General features: G+C 40.9%; 14 protein-coding genes. 9 read left to right on the top strand and 5 right to left on the bottom strand.

Annotated features, from left to right (window positions below):
- Positions 1–123: 123 nt before the first annotated feature.
- Both WA1_RS20270 and WA1_RS20275 read right to left on the bottom strand, forming a co-directional pair.
- Positions 124–2,151, bottom strand: a complete 2,028-nt coding sequence (locus WA1_RS20270; RefSeq protein WP_017741718.1) for an AAA-like domain-containing protein — start codon at positions 2,149–2,151, stop codon at positions 124–126.
- 403 nt (positions 2,152–2,554) lie between these two features.
- Complete coding sequence (locus WA1_RS20275) at positions 2,555–3,877, bottom strand: proton extrusion protein PcxA (RefSeq protein WP_017741717.1); 1,323 nt, start codon at positions 3,875–3,877, stop codon at positions 2,555–2,557.
- Positions 3,878–4,041: 164 nt separating this feature from the next.
- On the opposite strand from WA1_RS20275, the gene WA1_RS20280 reads away from it, so the two are divergent.
- Together WA1_RS20280 and msrA are read left to right on the top strand one after the other, a co-directional pair.
- On the top strand, positions 4,042–6,309 hold the full coding sequence (locus tag WA1_RS20280; protein ID WP_017741716.1) for a PD-(D/E)XK nuclease family protein: 2,268 nt from the start codon (positions 4,042–4,044) through the stop codon (positions 6,307–6,309).
- A 31-nt stretch (positions 6,310–6,340) separates the two neighbouring features.
- On the top strand, positions 6,341–6,994 hold the full coding sequence (gene msrA / locus WA1_RS20285; RefSeq protein ID WP_026134471.1) for a peptide-methionine (S)-S-oxide reductase MsrA: 654 nt from the start codon (positions 6,341–6,343) through the stop codon (positions 6,992–6,994).
- A gap of 119 nt (positions 6,995–7,113) precedes the next feature.
- On the opposite strand, the gene WA1_RS20290 is transcribed toward msrA, so the two are convergent.
- A complete protein-coding gene (locus WA1_RS20290) occupies positions 7,114–7,719 on the bottom strand; it encodes a ribbon-helix-helix protein, CopG family (RefSeq protein ID WP_017741714.1) in 606 nt (201 codons plus the stop codon).
- Between the two features lie 36 nt (positions 7,720–7,755).
- Between WA1_RS20290 and WA1_RS60010 the strand changes: the two genes are divergently transcribed.
- The 3 genes from WA1_RS60010 (at position 7,756) to WA1_RS20300 (ending at position 8,538) form a co-directional block, all read left to right on the top strand.
- Positions 7,756–7,887, top strand: coding sequence for a hypothetical protein (locus tag WA1_RS60010; RefSeq protein WP_017741713.1), 132 nt, complete (start codon positions 7,756–7,758; stop codon positions 7,885–7,887).
- A 40-nt stretch (positions 7,888–7,927) separates the two neighbouring features.
- Complete coding sequence (locus WA1_RS20295; RefSeq protein WP_017741712.1) at positions 7,928–8,233, top strand: hypothetical protein; 306 nt, start codon at positions 7,928–7,930, stop codon at positions 8,231–8,233.
- 98 nt (positions 8,234–8,331) lie between these two features.
- The gene (locus WA1_RS20300; protein WP_017741711.1) at positions 8,332–8,538 is read left to right on the top strand and encodes a hypothetical protein; all 207 of its coding nucleotides are present in this window, start codon (positions 8,332–8,334) and stop codon (positions 8,536–8,538) included.
- Between the two features lie 181 nt (positions 8,539–8,719).
- Here the strand turns inward: WA1_RS20300 and WA1_RS20305 are convergent, their stop codons facing one another.
- A complete protein-coding gene (locus WA1_RS20305; protein ID WP_017741709.1) occupies positions 8,720–9,856 on the bottom strand; it encodes a cob(I)yrinic acid a,c-diamide adenosyltransferase in 1,137 nt (378 codons plus the stop codon).
- Between the two features lie 221 nt (positions 9,857–10,077).
- Between WA1_RS20305 and fraC the strand changes: the two genes are divergently transcribed.
- The 3 genes from fraC (at position 10,078) to WA1_RS20320 (ending at position 12,628) form a co-directional block, all read left to right on the top strand.
- Complete coding sequence (gene fraC, locus WA1_RS20310; RefSeq protein ID WP_017741708.1) at positions 10,078–10,623, top strand: filament integrity protein FraC; 546 nt, start codon at positions 10,078–10,080, stop codon at positions 10,621–10,623.
- A gap of 87 nt (positions 10,624–10,710) precedes the next feature.
- Positions 10,711–11,739, top strand: a complete 1,029-nt coding sequence (gene fraD, locus WA1_RS20315; RefSeq protein WP_017741707.1) for a septal junction protein FraD — start codon at positions 10,711–10,713, stop codon at positions 11,737–11,739.
- 109 nt (positions 11,740–11,848) lie between these two features.
- On the top strand, positions 11,849–12,628 hold the full coding sequence (locus WA1_RS20320; protein ID WP_017741706.1) for an ABC transporter permease: 780 nt from the start codon (positions 11,849–11,851) through the stop codon (positions 12,626–12,628).
- A 117-nt stretch (positions 12,629–12,745) separates the two neighbouring features.
- Here WA1_RS20320 and WA1_RS20325 read toward each other — a convergent pair whose 3' ends face one another.
- Positions 12,746–13,399, bottom strand: coding sequence for a pentapeptide repeat-containing protein (locus WA1_RS20325; RefSeq protein ID WP_017741705.1), 654 nt, complete (start codon positions 13,397–13,399; stop codon positions 12,746–12,748).
- Positions 13,400–14,141: 742 nt separating this feature from the next.
- Between WA1_RS20325 and WA1_RS20330 the strand changes: the two genes are divergently transcribed.
- On the top strand, positions 14,142–15,620 hold the full coding sequence (locus WA1_RS20330) for an ABC transporter ATP-binding protein (protein ID WP_017741704.1): 1,479 nt from the start codon (positions 14,142–14,144) through the stop codon (positions 15,618–15,620).
- The last annotated feature ends 17 nt before the right edge of the window (positions 15,621–15,637 follow it).

Below are 15,637 nucleotides of genomic sequence, written 5' to 3' on the forward strand. Positions count from 1 at the left end.
TGTATTCTGGGTACTGTTATTCTTCCACTAAAAGGATTACCAACAGAAGACTCTGGGGCAAAATAGTTCGATGTAAGTGTAACTATTTTGTCCTAGATTCGAATTGCTGTTTCTCAAACGTCCTTAGCTATGCCTTGGAAAATGAAGTATGTGTTGAGTTAGTAATACTCCTTCGTTTAAAGTAGAACTGACATTAACGCGATCGCGCCCTTGCCTTTTTGCCTGAAACAGTGCTTCTTCCGCAGCATTTATCAGTAAATCTGGTGAATTTTGAGAACTTGGTGTGACAGATGCAACTCCAACGCTGATGCTTAGCACTTCGGAAGGCAATCCGTCAATTCCCGGTAAGTTATATGGAATTCTCAAAGATTTAACACGATCTCGCATGCTTTCCCCAACTTCCACGACTTCGTTGGCATTCACATGGGGCAATATTGCTGCAAATTTTGTACCCCCATAGCGCACCAGGCTTGATTGCTTTTGCTGAATGCACTGACTTATGGCATTGGTAATCTGTTGCAAAGCACCATCTCCAGACACATAACCGTGTGTATCGTTGTACCACTTAAAATAATCTACTTCACACACAATCAATGACAGGGGTAAACACTCTTTTCCCCACTGCTGCCAAGATGTTTCTAGATATTGCTTGATATAGGTACGGCTGACACTTTGAACTTTTTGCTCTAATTTGTTTGAGAGTTTGACTTGTTGCTTTTCTGGAGTTGATTGTTGCAGTTGAGTTTCTAAATGTTTTTCTGCTAAGTTTTGGCGAAAATAGAGGCAATATAGTTGGCAGCTTGGCTTAGCCTGGTTGCCATCTAGTTGAATCAAACCCATACTTTCTAACTTAAAAGCAGCAAGGGCATCTAATTGCACGCTTTCATGAGCAGTGACAACTTGTAGTAGTGCTGATGCTAGTTCTGGTTGTTCTCGCACCATTGCCAAATGATTTCTCAAATGATTGCTGTAAATACCAGCTGCTGTTGGAGATGTTTCCAATAATTGCTGTAGTGTCATTTCTCCAAGATAGAGGTGATAAAATGCCAAGTTGATTAAATAGGGATGTCCCCCTACCATAGCCATCAGTTGTTGGCTGGCGCTGCTATCAATCCAATTCAATCCATAACGCGATGCCAAATCTTGCACTTCCTCTAAAGTAAACTGAGGCAGCTTAATTGACAGCCCAACATTAAAAGGAGATTGATTAATTTTGATAGGAATGTGTATTTCGGTGGAATGAACGATGACCAACCGGAGATTTTGCCAAATTTCTACCGTCCGTCCCACTTCATGCCAAAACCGAAGCATCGACAGAAAATCATTGGCTATCTGGAGATGCTCAAAAAGTGTGTTGACTTCATTTAATGCCAAAACAATGGGAGCGTTGATTTGTTCGAGCAGATATTCCTCAAAATAAATTTTGCAGCTCACCTTGCTACCCATGTCTTCATCCCAGTAATCATCAAGCTTGCTGTTGAGGTTTAACTGTCTGCTGACATTCGCACAAAACCAGCGCAAAAATTTATCGAGGGACGTAAATAGAGTTTCGTCCGTCTCCTGAAAGTCTATGTAAGCAATTTTATACCTAGAAGTTTGAGCGCGAGCTATCATGCGGTTGAGGAGTGAACTCTTGCCCATCTTTCTTGGGGCTTTAATACGGATCAAGCATCCCGGTTTGCTAATCTCCTTGTATGCGAGTTCTTCTATCCGCAGACGATTTATGTAGAGCGAAGAAGTTAACGGTACAGGTCCACCTGGGTACTCTATTTCCGTTCTTGTGTCTGTAGAATTTTTCTCTGTTGTATAAAAAGTATTTTCCTCCACCAAATCTACAACTGTGTTCTCCGGTTCTGCTTGTAAAAAGCTTTGCTTCGTTTCTTCGTTGGTCTCTCCTTGGTTTTGCTGATACCGTTCTAAAACAAGATGTAAATTTTTCTTGGTCACCTTTTGCCCTACCGCTTCTGACAGGTCATGCCACAATTGAGAGCCAACCTCTTTGAAGTAATTGCTACCGTAGCCAGAGTCTTGTGCCATTTCACCATAGCCTTTGCCTTGCCATGATTGGCGCAAAATCACTCGTTCAATGGGGCTAAGTTGTCTAGATAGTAGTACTTTTTCGACAATATCTAGAACTAGATCGGCATTCATTTATTATGATTGGTGTATTTTTACTTAGATTTTTATTTTACAATCCTATGGCAACTGCGTACTTTAACGCAAGCAGTGCGATCGCATCTCGGTAGCAGTTTCATTCGTTAAAACATAAGATTATTTTATAAATATTGGCTTTTTTTTGTTTATTATATAACTATATCTCATTAAAAATTTTATTAATCTGATTTATACTCCTTCTCTACGTAGATTTTTGTATTTAAATTTAATATTTTTTCTCAGTTTAAATGTTATATTTTTAATACTTATATAAATCAATACTATCTATGGTTAGTATTTAACCTACTAACCACTAACAATGACAGGCGAGACGCCTGTCCGACACTACTAACCACTAAGGATGACAGGCGAGACGCCTGTCCTACACCACTAACTAATTCTATTCATTCATATTGTGATAGGTAGCGACAGCAGAAGGAGAGATGCGATTTAAGTAGCGGAATATCCAGTATTTAAAAATAGTATCTAAGATGACTGGAAATGTAGCAATAAAGAGAAAGATGAAATCATGATTAGCTGGCAATCCCCAGTGTCGCGATACACCTTCTAGAATCACTTCCCAACCATGAGGAGAGTGGAATCCTACAAAGATATCAGTAAATAGAATAATGATAAAAGCTTTGGCGCTATCACTTAGACCATAAACAACATGGTCAAAGAAATCTTTCAGTACAGCAATTTCTCGCTTACTCATAAGTAAAAGCCAAGTGAAAGCAATGACTGATAATATATCTGCAAAAACGTTTTTGATAGCATTCCCACTTTCCTGCTGAAATTCTTCAGCAATTTCGCGAGCCTTCTTTTTTACCTCAAGTTCCATCTGCTCTTGGGACAAGATTTCATTATTGCTAATTAAACTCTTAAATTTTATGCGTTCTTCAAATCTTTCAAGTTCTGTCAGCGCCTCCTCTTCCATTTCATAGTTGAGAAAGATTTTGGCTTGCTCGGAATGTTTACTAAAGTAAGATTCAACAATAGGTCCTACAAACAAAGCTTTTGATATTTGATGGGTTAAAATGGGAACTATGATGAGTAGTAGAAGAAACCTAACAGATATTATGGTTCTTTTTTGAGTGTTACGGAAATTTTTAACAACGTCTTGTTCTGCATTTGGATCTAACTCAATTTGCAAGCGAGTGATAGTGTTAAAAATCGAACGAGGTAGCACTCCAGTGGCATTTGTTTTACTACGAGGAGTGTTATCTGGTTTATTTTTTGAAGGATTTTTCAGTTTTGTTGGATTTAAAGTAAGTTCTACTGGTACAATTTTACTCGGAGGTGAGAGAGTGTTAGGCGCTACTTCATCAGGCTTAAAAGTGTTATATTTTGTTATGACTTCATCAATGAAGTTAAGTTTTTCTAAAATAAGCGAAGGCGGTGAGTACTCAATACCCACTTGCTTTGCAGCTTTTTGATTGGATTCATCCAGAAAAAAACGGCTAAACTTAAATTCTGTCAACCGCATCCGAATGATTTTTAATTGTCTTTTCAGGTCTGACTCAAAATAGTCCGTAACACTACCGCTATGTATAGTTGAATCCAAGTGAATTTTATTACCATTGAAATGCTCGTCTTCTATTGCCTTGATTTGCAAGGCAGCTCTGTATGCCTTATCTAGAGAACGCTCTGATGTTTGTAAGTAACGGTAATAAGCCTTCAATAGGAATGGGTAAATTTTTTGGCGGTAAAAAGAATTAATCATTGTTGCCAGCAATTATCTAACATTGTTTTATGTCTCTTAAGCTTAAGTTAACGTATTAGTCTCTCTGAAATAGGGGTTAGGGGCTAGGGAAATACCTAATGCCCATTTTCATTCGTTCTGGTGTACGCAGTTCATTTATTATAGATCTGTAAAGAAGGTGGTTTGTGGTTTCTGATTCTCTATGGATAACAGGTCCTAGCCGTAGTGGTAAGACAAGTTGCTTGGTAGAGCAGTTTTGCCATTGGGTCTCTAGTGTAAGCAGCAAAACACATTATACGAAAAGCAAAGAGCGAAAAAATAGCAACACCATACCCAAGCGCCTTTCTCCCCAACAATCAGAACTAGGTGTGTTAGTCTTAGCGGCTAATGACGAAAATCGGCGAGATTTGGCAGATAAACTTGTGAGTGCAACGGAGGGGAAATATCCAGTACGCGGTAAGACGCCTCTTGGCTTTATTCAAGACGAAGTGATTCTATTTTGGCCTTTGCTGATCGAGTCGTTACAGTTGAAAGCACAATTCCCAGTGCGACTGCGTCCAGAAACAGAGCAGGAATTAGCAACAAAACTTTGGCGATCGCAATTCAATGAGGAGATACTGCGTCAATTAGGTATCAATGAGTACCGTTTAGTTCGTCGTATTCTAGATACACTGCAATTGGCAGCATATAGTGGGACAAGTTTTGAAGAAATTGAGAATATTTTAGTCCGATCGCTTGCAGAGCAAGAAAGTATAAATCTAAACCCAGAATTAGTCGCATCCTTGTTGCTTGACTGGCGAAACTGGTGTTTGGAAAGGGGCTTTCTAACTTATGGAATTATGACCGAACTGTACAGCCAGCACTTACTACCAAATCCAAGCTACCAGCAGGTGCTCTTCAGACGTTACCAAGCTGTTTTAGCAGATGACGTGCAAGATTACCCGGCAGTAGCACGTCAACTGTTTGAGGTATTGTTGGAAGGAGGAGCGGTAGGAGCGTTTAGTTTCAATCCCGAAAGTGTGGTACGTTTGGGATTGGGAGCAGATCCCAGTTACTTGCAAGAGTTATCAGCCCGTTGTCAGCAAGAAACTTTGACTCAGTTTCCCCTTGAATCCCTTGCAGATAGTTTGGGGACGCAAATACAAGAAATAGCGATCGAACCGACGGGACTGTTGAGCTTACCAGAAGCAGTGCAGTCAATTCAAACAACTTCTCGCTCTCAATTATTGCGGCAAACGGCAGAAGTGATTATCCGTGCTATTAAACAAGAACAAGTGCAACCGAAAGACGTGGCAATTGTTGCACCAGGTTTGGATGCGATCGCTCGTTACACCCTAGTAGAAATTCTCACCAAGCAAAATATTCCAGTAGAATTCCTTAACGATCAACGTCCTCTGATTAGTTCTCCCAATATCCGAGGGTTACTGACAGTTCTAGCCTTCGTCTATCCTAGTTTGGGACGCTTGGTAGATAGAGATGCAGTAGGAGAAATGTTAGTTGTGTTGAGCAAGGGAGGAGAGAAGGATGGGGAGAGGGGTAACTCGGTGTCCTCCATCTCTCCATCCTCTCACATTGACCCAGTACGGGCAGGATTAATAGCAGATCACTGTTTTGTCCCGCATCCCGAACAACCCAACTTACTTCCCGTAACAGCCTTCGATCGCTGGGATAGGTTAGGATATTCAGCAACAACAGCTTACAGTGAGATATTGCAGTGGTTGGAAGAGCAGAGAAAACAACAGGAATTGCGTCTAATTCCCAGCCCTATTTCCCTTTTAGATAGAGCAATTCAGCGTTTTTTATGGAATGGCAGCAATCTGCCCTACGATCAATTAGCAGCATTGCGGGAACTGTTAGAAACCGCCCAACACTATTGGGAAATCGATACCCGATTGCGGCAATTTTCCCCCACTTTCCAATCCCCAATCCAAAATCCAAAATCCAAAATCCAAAATCCCCAATCCCCAATCGCTGAATTCATACAACTGCTACGACGCGGTACAATTACTGCAAACCCCTACCCCATGCGTCCTGTAGGACTCCAATCAAACGCTGTCACTCTAGCAACCATCTTCCAGTATCGTTCTTCTAGGCGATCGCATCGCTGGCATTTTTGGTTAGATGCAGGTTCTCCCTTATGGGCAAAAGGTGGTGCGGCTACTTTGTTTGGTGCGCCATTCTTCCTGAGAGAAAGGATGGGACAACCTTGGACAGCAGAAGATGAAAAATTAGCAGACGAACAACGATTGCAGAGGATATTGGCAGATTTACTAGCCCGAGTTTCTGAAAGAATTTATCTATGTCATAGCGATTTAGCTGTGAACGGGCAAGAACAGTTAGGTCCCTTACTGCCCTTAGTTAATGCCTGTGTTCCTCTTGTAAGTAGTGTAGCAATGCAGGAAAACCACACTCAACCTGTAGAGTGGGATAGTTTACAATATGAAGTTAAGTAAAGAAATTTATGAGAAATCAGAATCAAGAGCAATGGTGTTATTTGGATTTGGTAAAAAATCAACCCCGATCACTCCCGAACAAGCGTTACCCGGACGGACAGAAGAAATGCCAGTACCCGGTCAGCACTATGTGTTAGGTAATCCACTCAAACCACCCTTTCCAGAGGGTATGGAGATGGCAATCTTCGGTATGGGTTGCTTTTGGGGAGCAGAACGTAAATTTTGGCAACTAGAAGGAGTTTATACCACAGCAGTTGGCTATGCTGCGGGAATCACTCCTAATCCCACTTATAAAGAAGTTTGTAGTGGAATGACCGGTCATAACGAAGTTGTGTTGGTGGTTTATGACCCCAAGGTCATTAACTACTCTCAGTTGCTAAAAGTTTTTTGGGAAAACCACAATCCCACTCAAGGAATGCGTCAGGGTAACGATGTTGGCACTCAGTATCGTTCGGGAATTTATGTCTATTCTGAAGACGACAAAAAACTAGCAGAAGCATCAAGAGACGCTTACCAAGAAGCCCTGAACAAGTCCGGTTATGGCAAAATTACGACTGAAATCCTTGATGCTCCAACATTTTATTACGCGGAAGCATACCACCAGCAATATCTTGCTAAAAACCCTAATGGATATTGTGGGTTAGGCGGAACAAATGTTGCTTGTCCTGTTGGAGTTGTACAGTGACCAGTGACCAGTGACCAGTGACCAGTGACCAGTGACCAGTGACCAGTGACCAGTGACCAGTGACCAGTGGTTACTGGTTAACAACTAACAACTATCAACTAACCACTAACCACTAACCATCAAAGTTTAAAATCCTCAGTAATCTCTTGAAGTATTTCTTTAAGTCTTGCCATTGCCTCCTCTGATAGCTGCGCTGCTCCATGTAGTTCAATTTGCACTTTGAACTTCAGATCGCTACCAGCTGCTGCATTTTCAAGTTCTACAATTCTTTCAGCTAACTCTTGAAGTTCGTGGGGTTGCAAGTAAGCTGCTGTTAAGCGGACATTCCCCTTTGGTTTAAGTTCTGAGCTATTGGTTCGGTATTGAGCAGATGAATCTGAAACTCCAGGTTGTTTAAATATCGCATCATTCCTTCCCTGGACTTTAAGTTGACGACTTTTTCCTTCGTCTTGAGCTGGTTTGAGCCTTTGTTTGAGAATTAACACCGCCATTTGAGACAAGGAACGCTCTTCTGCTTCCGCCAGTTTTTGCAGGGCTTCCTTATCATCTTCTTCTATATAGAGAGTCACAGTTACTTTAGCCATATCCCCATCATAGGCTCTGTTACGTGTTTTGAGGGTAAATACATAAAAACACACAGAAACACATAATAACTGTGTTATGCTAATTTCTATCAATCCTTCATTAAAAGTCAAAAGCCAATGCTCAACTTTTACGGCTAGCACTGGCTTCTGACCTCCCTATTTCAGGAGAATTTTCACATGATAAAACCTGTTGGTTGTCAAACTGATGGGTACAGGGGCTATCTCCAAGCTTTAAATGACTTTGGTATCGCGCAAGTAGCTGCAAGATTCCCGACTTCTTGGAGAAGTCGGGAATCTGGACTCACTTGAGCTGTACCAACATTCATTTAATTGCCAAGAAAATCTGATTATGAATCCTCGTCCTCTGACTCAGCAAGAGCTAGATTTAATCCGATTCTATAGTTGTTGTCAACTGGGAATGACTCCCACTCAATTTTACGCTAAGTGGCAAGTCAGTTATGAAATGCTAGCTCAAATTTGCTCGCGATCGCCTTCAACTGTGAAAGGTTGGTTTTCTCATGGTTCCAACTACCGCAGTCCCAAGCCTTCGGATTTACGCCATCTTGCGTTGATGGATTTCTTATTGGAACACTTTGACGAACTTCCGCCCGAACTCCTGCTCGAACTTTGTTTTCCCAATTTTCGCACTCAATAGGGCAAAGTGTAAAAAAAAGCAAGTCCAGTTTGAAATGTCTTTTTCAGACATCCTCACGTAAGCTTGCTTCAGTCCAAAAATTTAGTCAAGATAATTTTATGACATACGCAGACAAATTAAGCCCTTGGTGTCTAGTTCGGCTTCAATCCAATATGCAAAATGAAGTCGTTGCTCGGTTCCGTCGCCGCAATGATGCGGAAGCGCATTTACAAATTATGCAAAGGCTGACTGCGGGCGGAAATTTTACGATCATTTTCAACCCGGTATTAGAATTGCAAGAACAAATCCCTGCGCGTAAAGGATAAAGGATAAAGGATGAAAGTTAACCTTTCATCCTTTATCCTTCAGTTGTCTTTCCTTTTTTTTGTCGTGAAAATGGTGGTAAACATCATTAAGAAACCACCTAAGAGAATTGCGATCGCAATTCCGCCTGTTATCAAATCAAGTGTATTGTTGTCCATGTCACAAGAAAATATGAGCTATTAATTAAAAATCTACCCCACGCTTGAGTTCTACACCTTGGTTGGCATAGTGCTTGTGACAATAAACCTCAGAGTGTGTACTGGCCAAGTCAAAGTATGCTGGCTGATGTTGACAGCGACCGGTGATAATAATTTCAGTATCGCGTGGCTTGCGGAGTAAAGCTTGAACAATTGGTTCAATCGGTAATAGTTCTAAATCTACGGTGGGATTGAGCTCGTCGAGAATAATGGTTTTGTACAAACCAGACGCGATCGCAGTCTTGGCAATTTCCCAACCACGTTCAGCTTCTACGTAATCTAATTGTTGGCGGGAGTTTCGCCAAACAATGGCATCTCGACCACAGCGTTGATGGTCTACAACTTCTGGATATGACTTTTGTAAAGCAGCTATAGCCGCATCTTCCGTGTAGCCAGTACCGCCTTTGAGCCACTGCATAATTAATACACGGGTAGAACCTGGATGGTTAATTCCCCTACCAATTGCTTTTAGAGCTTTACCCAAGGCACTAGTAGACTTGCCTTTCCCCGCTCCGGTGTAAATTTCAATACCCTGTATTCCCTGCAATTTTGCTGTTGGATGAACGTGAGGTTTCATCTCTGAATGTAAATCCGCAATATCGAGTAACTGTTGTGGTGCAGCACGTCCAGTCGCAATGATTTCTAATTCTTGGGGCTTAGATTTTAACGTCCGAACAACTTCATCAACAGGAAGCAAACCTAAATCCAGGACTGGGTTAATTTCGTCTAAGACAACAACTGAATACAAACCTGAGGAGATAGCACCTTTAGCCACATCCCAACCCCGTGCGGCTTCAGCGCGATCGTAGGGCGTAATTTCATCTGGTCCAAAAAATTCTGCTCTACCAGTACGGACTTGATCGATCAGATGAGGAAACCCGCTTTGCAATGCTGCAATAGCCCCGTCTTCGTCATAATCTCGTTCTGGACCTTTAAGAAACTGTAGTAATAAAACACGGTTAGAATTGTTTCGTGCATTAATTCCCAAGCCAATAGAGCGTAAAACGACTCCCAGAGCAGCTTGTGACTTGCCCTTTCCCGCGCCGTCATAAACATGAATCTGACCTGTTAGTCGTGAGGAACGCAATTGTGCTGTCCGGATACCGATGCCGTTTCTTGTCATCTCTTAAAAAGCTATAACGTGGCAGTCTTCTATATTACACAAGGTTTTGCCTAATTGGATGTGGTAGCCTGAGTGTTGCAGAATATCGAGATATGTAAAGAAAAGCAACAAAGACAGATTGGGGCAAAAAGATGGTAAAAGAAGAATAAAATAATCACCTCTATCATAATTCAGTATAGAGGGTATACTTTCTGAGGTTACACCTTACCGATCGCTGTTGTATGTTTGAACTTCCCGAATTACCATTTCCCAGGATTTTCCCTTTTGGCGCAATTCTGTTCAATTTCTTATTTTTACTGGTAGCTATTCCTATAGAATCCTTCATTTTAAATTCAAGATTAAGATTTGATAGAAAAACGAGCGTTTTTTATGCCGTTGCAATCAATCTTTTTTCTAGTGTCATTGGTTGGGTCGTATTTTTCTTTTCAGAGCCGATACTACCGATACGGATAAAATCAGAACTCATTAACTACATTTTCTTCGATCGCTTACAATCAGGTAATATTCAATCTCTGATTATCTTAACGGCTTTTATTATTTTCTTTGGCACGTTCTTAGTCAAATACATTTTGTTAAGAGTCTTGCTAATGTCACTAGCAGAATTTGGAAAAGCTCCACCAAAAGAAACCGTACCATTGCGAAACTCTCGTCGTGCCTCTAAAAGCAAATTGCAGAATTCAAATGTAGTCACTAGCGTACTGATAGCAAATGCCCTCAGCTATAGTTTTATAGTTGCTGTTTTATTTATTCGTTCATTCGATCTCTAGGGGCTAGGGAGACAAGCGAAAATAACCAATCCAAAATCCAAAATCCAAAATCCAAAATTTCCTAAACCCTAACTGGAGGAAAAAAGTATGCAGATAGTTAGAGATTTATTTGGTGTATTTACTATTGTTGGAAATATTTATGAACGAATAAAGAAAATACTCATTCCACCAAAAGCATATTCCTGGCAGACATTAATTTATCTGAGTATTTTTTCTTGGTTCATGTCATCCATGTCTACAGGCTTTATCAAAGATACTATTGCCTTTTGCGGATGGATATTTTTAATTTTTGGTACTGCTTGGTATACAACGGATAGCCCAATACTGGTTCCTGGAACTAATATGCCCTTAGGGGCGGTGATAACCGGATTTTTAGTCAGCGTTTTTGCTTTCGGTCATGACGAAAGTGTACTGACAACCAGAACAATAGTGCTTTGGCCAACAATTTCAGCAATTATTACTGCAATACCAGAATTTTTTGAAGGAACTGGTACAGAAGCCAAAACGCTGATTCCTAAAATAGAAGACCGCCAAAAGATTATAATTTTAATTGGTAGCTGTGCTGTCATCAGTTGCTGGTTGCAATTTTACTTTGTGACGGAAAACTGGTTGAATGAATATCCCAGTTTGCAGGTAGATAATTACCAAGGCAGCGCTTTTGTAAGTAGAATAGAATCAGCAGAGAGAATTCCGAGAAATGGCGTTGTTATTTTAGATAAACTGGCACCTCAAATCGAACAGCAATTAAACGAACAGCCTTGGTCTCAAGTAGAACAGTGGCTTATAAATGCCAATCAAAACGTGGGTAGACTCGGTAGACAAGTCATAGAAACAAACTTGGCACAATATGAAGAGAAAGCCTTATGGGTTGTGGAACCGCGTGTAACAAATCTTAAGTCAGGGTACAAACTCGACTTACTTAGTATTTGGACGGGTCCTAGTTCTACCTCTGATAGGTATTATCTCAGCAAGACCTGTCAAATAGAACCCGTTGCAAAAATAGGGAACACTAGAAGCAGGGTTAGTGATAAACCTGATGAGAAAAATACTTTGGCAGAAGTGAGTTGTGAAGCAAAAACATCATTCTTCGCAGGTCCACTCCCACCTCAACAATAACGAAGAGTTAGTGGTTAGTAGGGGCGCAAGGCCTTGCGCCCCTACAGTAGTTAGTAGCAACTAACAACTAACAACTAACAACCAACAACTAACAACTAACAAAATTTTTATGAATTTCAATAGAGTTTCTGTACTAGCAACTAACGTGTTTCGAGAAGTGGTGCGCGATCGCATTCTTTATATTGTATGCTTTTATACTATAGTACTGGGAATTGCCATCCGCTTACTTCCTGATTTTGCCGCCGCAACAGAGGACAAAATGTTTTTGGACTTTGGTTTGGCGGCGATGAGCATCCTTGGTTTGATTGTTGCCATATTTGTTGGTACGGGACTGATTAACAAAGAAATTGAAAAACGCACTGTTTTAGTACTCATTGCCAAGCCTGTCAGCCGAAGTGAATTTATTACGGGTAAATACTTGGGCTTACTCATGGTGCTAGCCGTGTTGATTGCTGCCATGACAGTGATTTACTTGATATTTTTGCAAATTGGTCATATTTCCTATCCAATGGTCAGCATTCTTGTGAGTACCATTTTTCTATTTTTTCAGTTATCCCTAATGGCAGCGATCGCAGTTACTTTAGGTGTGTTTACCAGTTCTATTCTGGCAACAGCATTAACATTTGCAGTGTATTTAGCGGGTAATATTACTCAAGATTTGCTTCAACTTGGTCGCCTGAGTCAGAACCCTGGAATAGAACGCATAACTCAAGCTTTATACTTGGTGTTACCAGATTTATCTCGATTAGATTTGAAAAATGATGCTGTTTATGGATTTGGGGCGCTACCCGATCCAATAACGCTGTTACTGAATGCTGGATACGGCTTGCTATACACCATTATGCTGTTATTAATAGCTATTTTTAGCTTTTCTCAAAGGGAGTTTTGACCAGTGACCAGTGACCAGTAACCAGTGACCAGTGACCAGTAAATAGAGAAGGTAGGGGAACGAATGCTACCTTGTCCCCCTTGCCCCTGAAACTTTGCACCCTGATTTTAAAATATACTAAAAGAATAATTCTGGGTAATGAATTGTACCATCAGGCATAATAGTACCGTGTAGCTTTGTATTTGTGAGATTTGTCTCCCAGAGATTAGCCTCACTCAAATTCGCCTGTGTTAAATTTGCCCATGTGAGGTCTGCACCCGTTAAATTGGCTTGATTTAGATTTGCTTCTAGCAGAATTGCCCCGCAAAGCTTTGCTCCTGAGAGATTTGCCCTCACCAGATTGGCTTCAATTAGTGATGCTTCAATTAATCTAGCTTCACTTAAGTCTGCTTCACTTAAATCTGCATCACATAAAGAAGTTGACCACAGGTTACTGCGACACAATTTTACTCTCCATAAGAAAGCTCCACACAAATTTGCAGCCTGCAAATTTGCACCGTTTAAATTGGCTTCGCATAGAGAAGCTTCGTACAGATAAGCATCTTGTAAGTTCGCTTCCTGCAAATTTGCGCCACTTAAATTTGCACCAGTGAGGATTGCCCCACTGAGGTTTGCACCACGTAAATCAGTTCCTATCAAGTGAATTCCACTTAAATCAACTGCTCTTAAGTCAATTCCACTTAAGTTACATCCACTCAAGTCCCTTCGATGAAAACACGTATCCGTAATTTGACCGAGAATAAATTCCTGTTTTTCAGCAAAGTTTCTCATGGTATGACCTCTGGGTGTGTAAATATCTCCACGGGAGATACTTAACAATTACTGCATCTCTGAGATTACACTGCAAAAGTAGACAAGCTGGGTAAAGAATCGAAAAAAATTGGAGAAAATTTCTTGAAAAATTCGGGAAGACCTTAAAATAAGTAACTTATGTGTGTTTTATGTCAAAATATCCTGATAAAGGTCACAAAAACTTGATAAGTTTATCTTTGGGAAATCGTAGATTTTTAGACATTCTCAGAAGCGTGCCAAACCTCTCACTAACTGAGTAAAGCAAATTCCTTATGCAATAAGCGTTTCAGCGTTTTACAAGAGAGCCAAAATGCCAAAAGCCCAATCCTTTGTGACTGGGCTTTTGATTGGGGTATATCCCCTTCTGTTCGTTATATAAGTGTTATAGGGTTTCGGTATAGGTTGCTTATCTAATAATGTCTACCACTCATGGCATAGCTATTCCGGAAAAAGACCAACCTTTTTTTCCCTTAAAAAATAAAGTGTGAAGCCGATAACATGAAGGAAGCCCCAAAAACTAGGGATTTTACAGATTGGAAGGATGAAAAAGTTCATCTTTTATCCTTTATCCTTCATTCTTTCTTCATTATGTGTGTCACAATAATAACCCAATTCCCCCAAAGGCAATGAGAATGCCTTGAATATACCCTTCAGTGTTCTAGTTTGTTACAAACTTGTGCAATCTTGGACTCAAGATGACTCGTACTGATAAACTTTAAAGATGCCATACTTGTGCTTAAAAAAAATTACCAAAAGCTTTGGCTCATTCGTAGCGAATGAAAACATTAGCTTTAGTGTTGAAGCTGGAACAATTCATGCCATATTGGGTGAAAATGGCGCAGGCAAGACTACATTAATGAACATTATCAGTGGTCTTTATCAACCCGATCGCGGTCATATATATTTGCAGGATAAATCTGTCAAAATTACCTCTCCAAGTACAGCCATTAAACTGGGTATTGGCACGATCTATCAACACTTCATGCTAGTTCCGCAGTTAACTGTTACAGAAAACATCATTTTGGGGACATCAAAAAGCTGGCGTCTGAATTTACTTCAAAAACAACAAGAAATTGCAGCTTTGTCCCAAACTTACCGATTAGAGGTTGACCCAACTGCTAAAGTGGGAAATTTACCAGTCGGGGTGCAGCAGCGAGTGGAAATTCTCAAAGTTCTCTATCGTAATGCTAAGTTATTAATTCTTGATGAACCCACAGCAGTTTTAACACCATCAGAAGTAGAATCCTTAATGGTGACTTTGCGACAACTAGCAGCTAACGGACACATCATTATTTTTATCAGTCACAAGTTGGATGAGGTCATGAGCTTGTGCGATACAGTCACAGTGTTGCGGCGGGGACAAGTAGTCGCAAATACGACAACTAAAGACGTAACCACCCAAAAATTAGCGGAATTGATGGTTGGGCGTGAGGTTGCTCTAAAGTTAGATAAATTAGCTGCAACACCAGGGAAGGTTGTATTGTCAGCACAGGGGTTGCACGTTGTAGATGAACGAGGTGTGGCTGCTGTTCGCAATGTCTCATTTGAACTGCGATCGGGAGAAGTTTTGGGAATTGCAGGGGTCGATGGTAATGGACAGCGAGAATTGGCTGATGCATTGACTGGTTTGCGAACTGTGATGCAGGGAAAAATTGTCTTCAGTTCAGATTCTTTGTCAAAAAGGATTGTAGGCTACATTCCAGAAGATAGACAAAAAATGGGTTTGGTATTACAGTTTAATATTGCCGAAAATCTGATTTTGAAAGCTTTTAGGAAATTGCCCTTCTGTCGGCGTTTTTTGTTACAGAGCAAAGCGATAAAGAATCATGCTAAGTCTGCTATGCAAGAGTTTGATATCCGGGCGAGTAGCGAAGCCGTCAAAGTCAGTCAGCTTTCTGGGGGAAATCAACAAAAAGTTGTGCTAGCAAGGGAACTCGCACGGGAACCAATGTTCATTGTGGCTATGCAACCAACACGGGGGTTGGATGTGGGCGCAACTGAAGCAGTACAGCAACAATTATTAGCCCAACGCGATCGCGGTGCTGCTATTTTGTACATCTCCACGGAGTTAGAGGAAGTTATGGCAATGAGCGATCGCATTGCGGTGATGTATGGGGGTGAGTTTGTTGCTATTTTGGATGCAAGAACTGCAACTGTAGAGGAAATCGGGTTTTTAATGGGAGGAGGGAGCAGGGGGTAGGGAGTAGGGAGTAGGGA

Source organism: Scytonema hofmannii PCC 7110, from assembly GCF_000346485.2.
In the GTDB taxonomy this organism is placed as follows: Bacteria; Cyanobacteriota; Cyanobacteriia; order Cyanobacteriales; family Nostocaceae; genus Scytonema; species Scytonema hofmannii.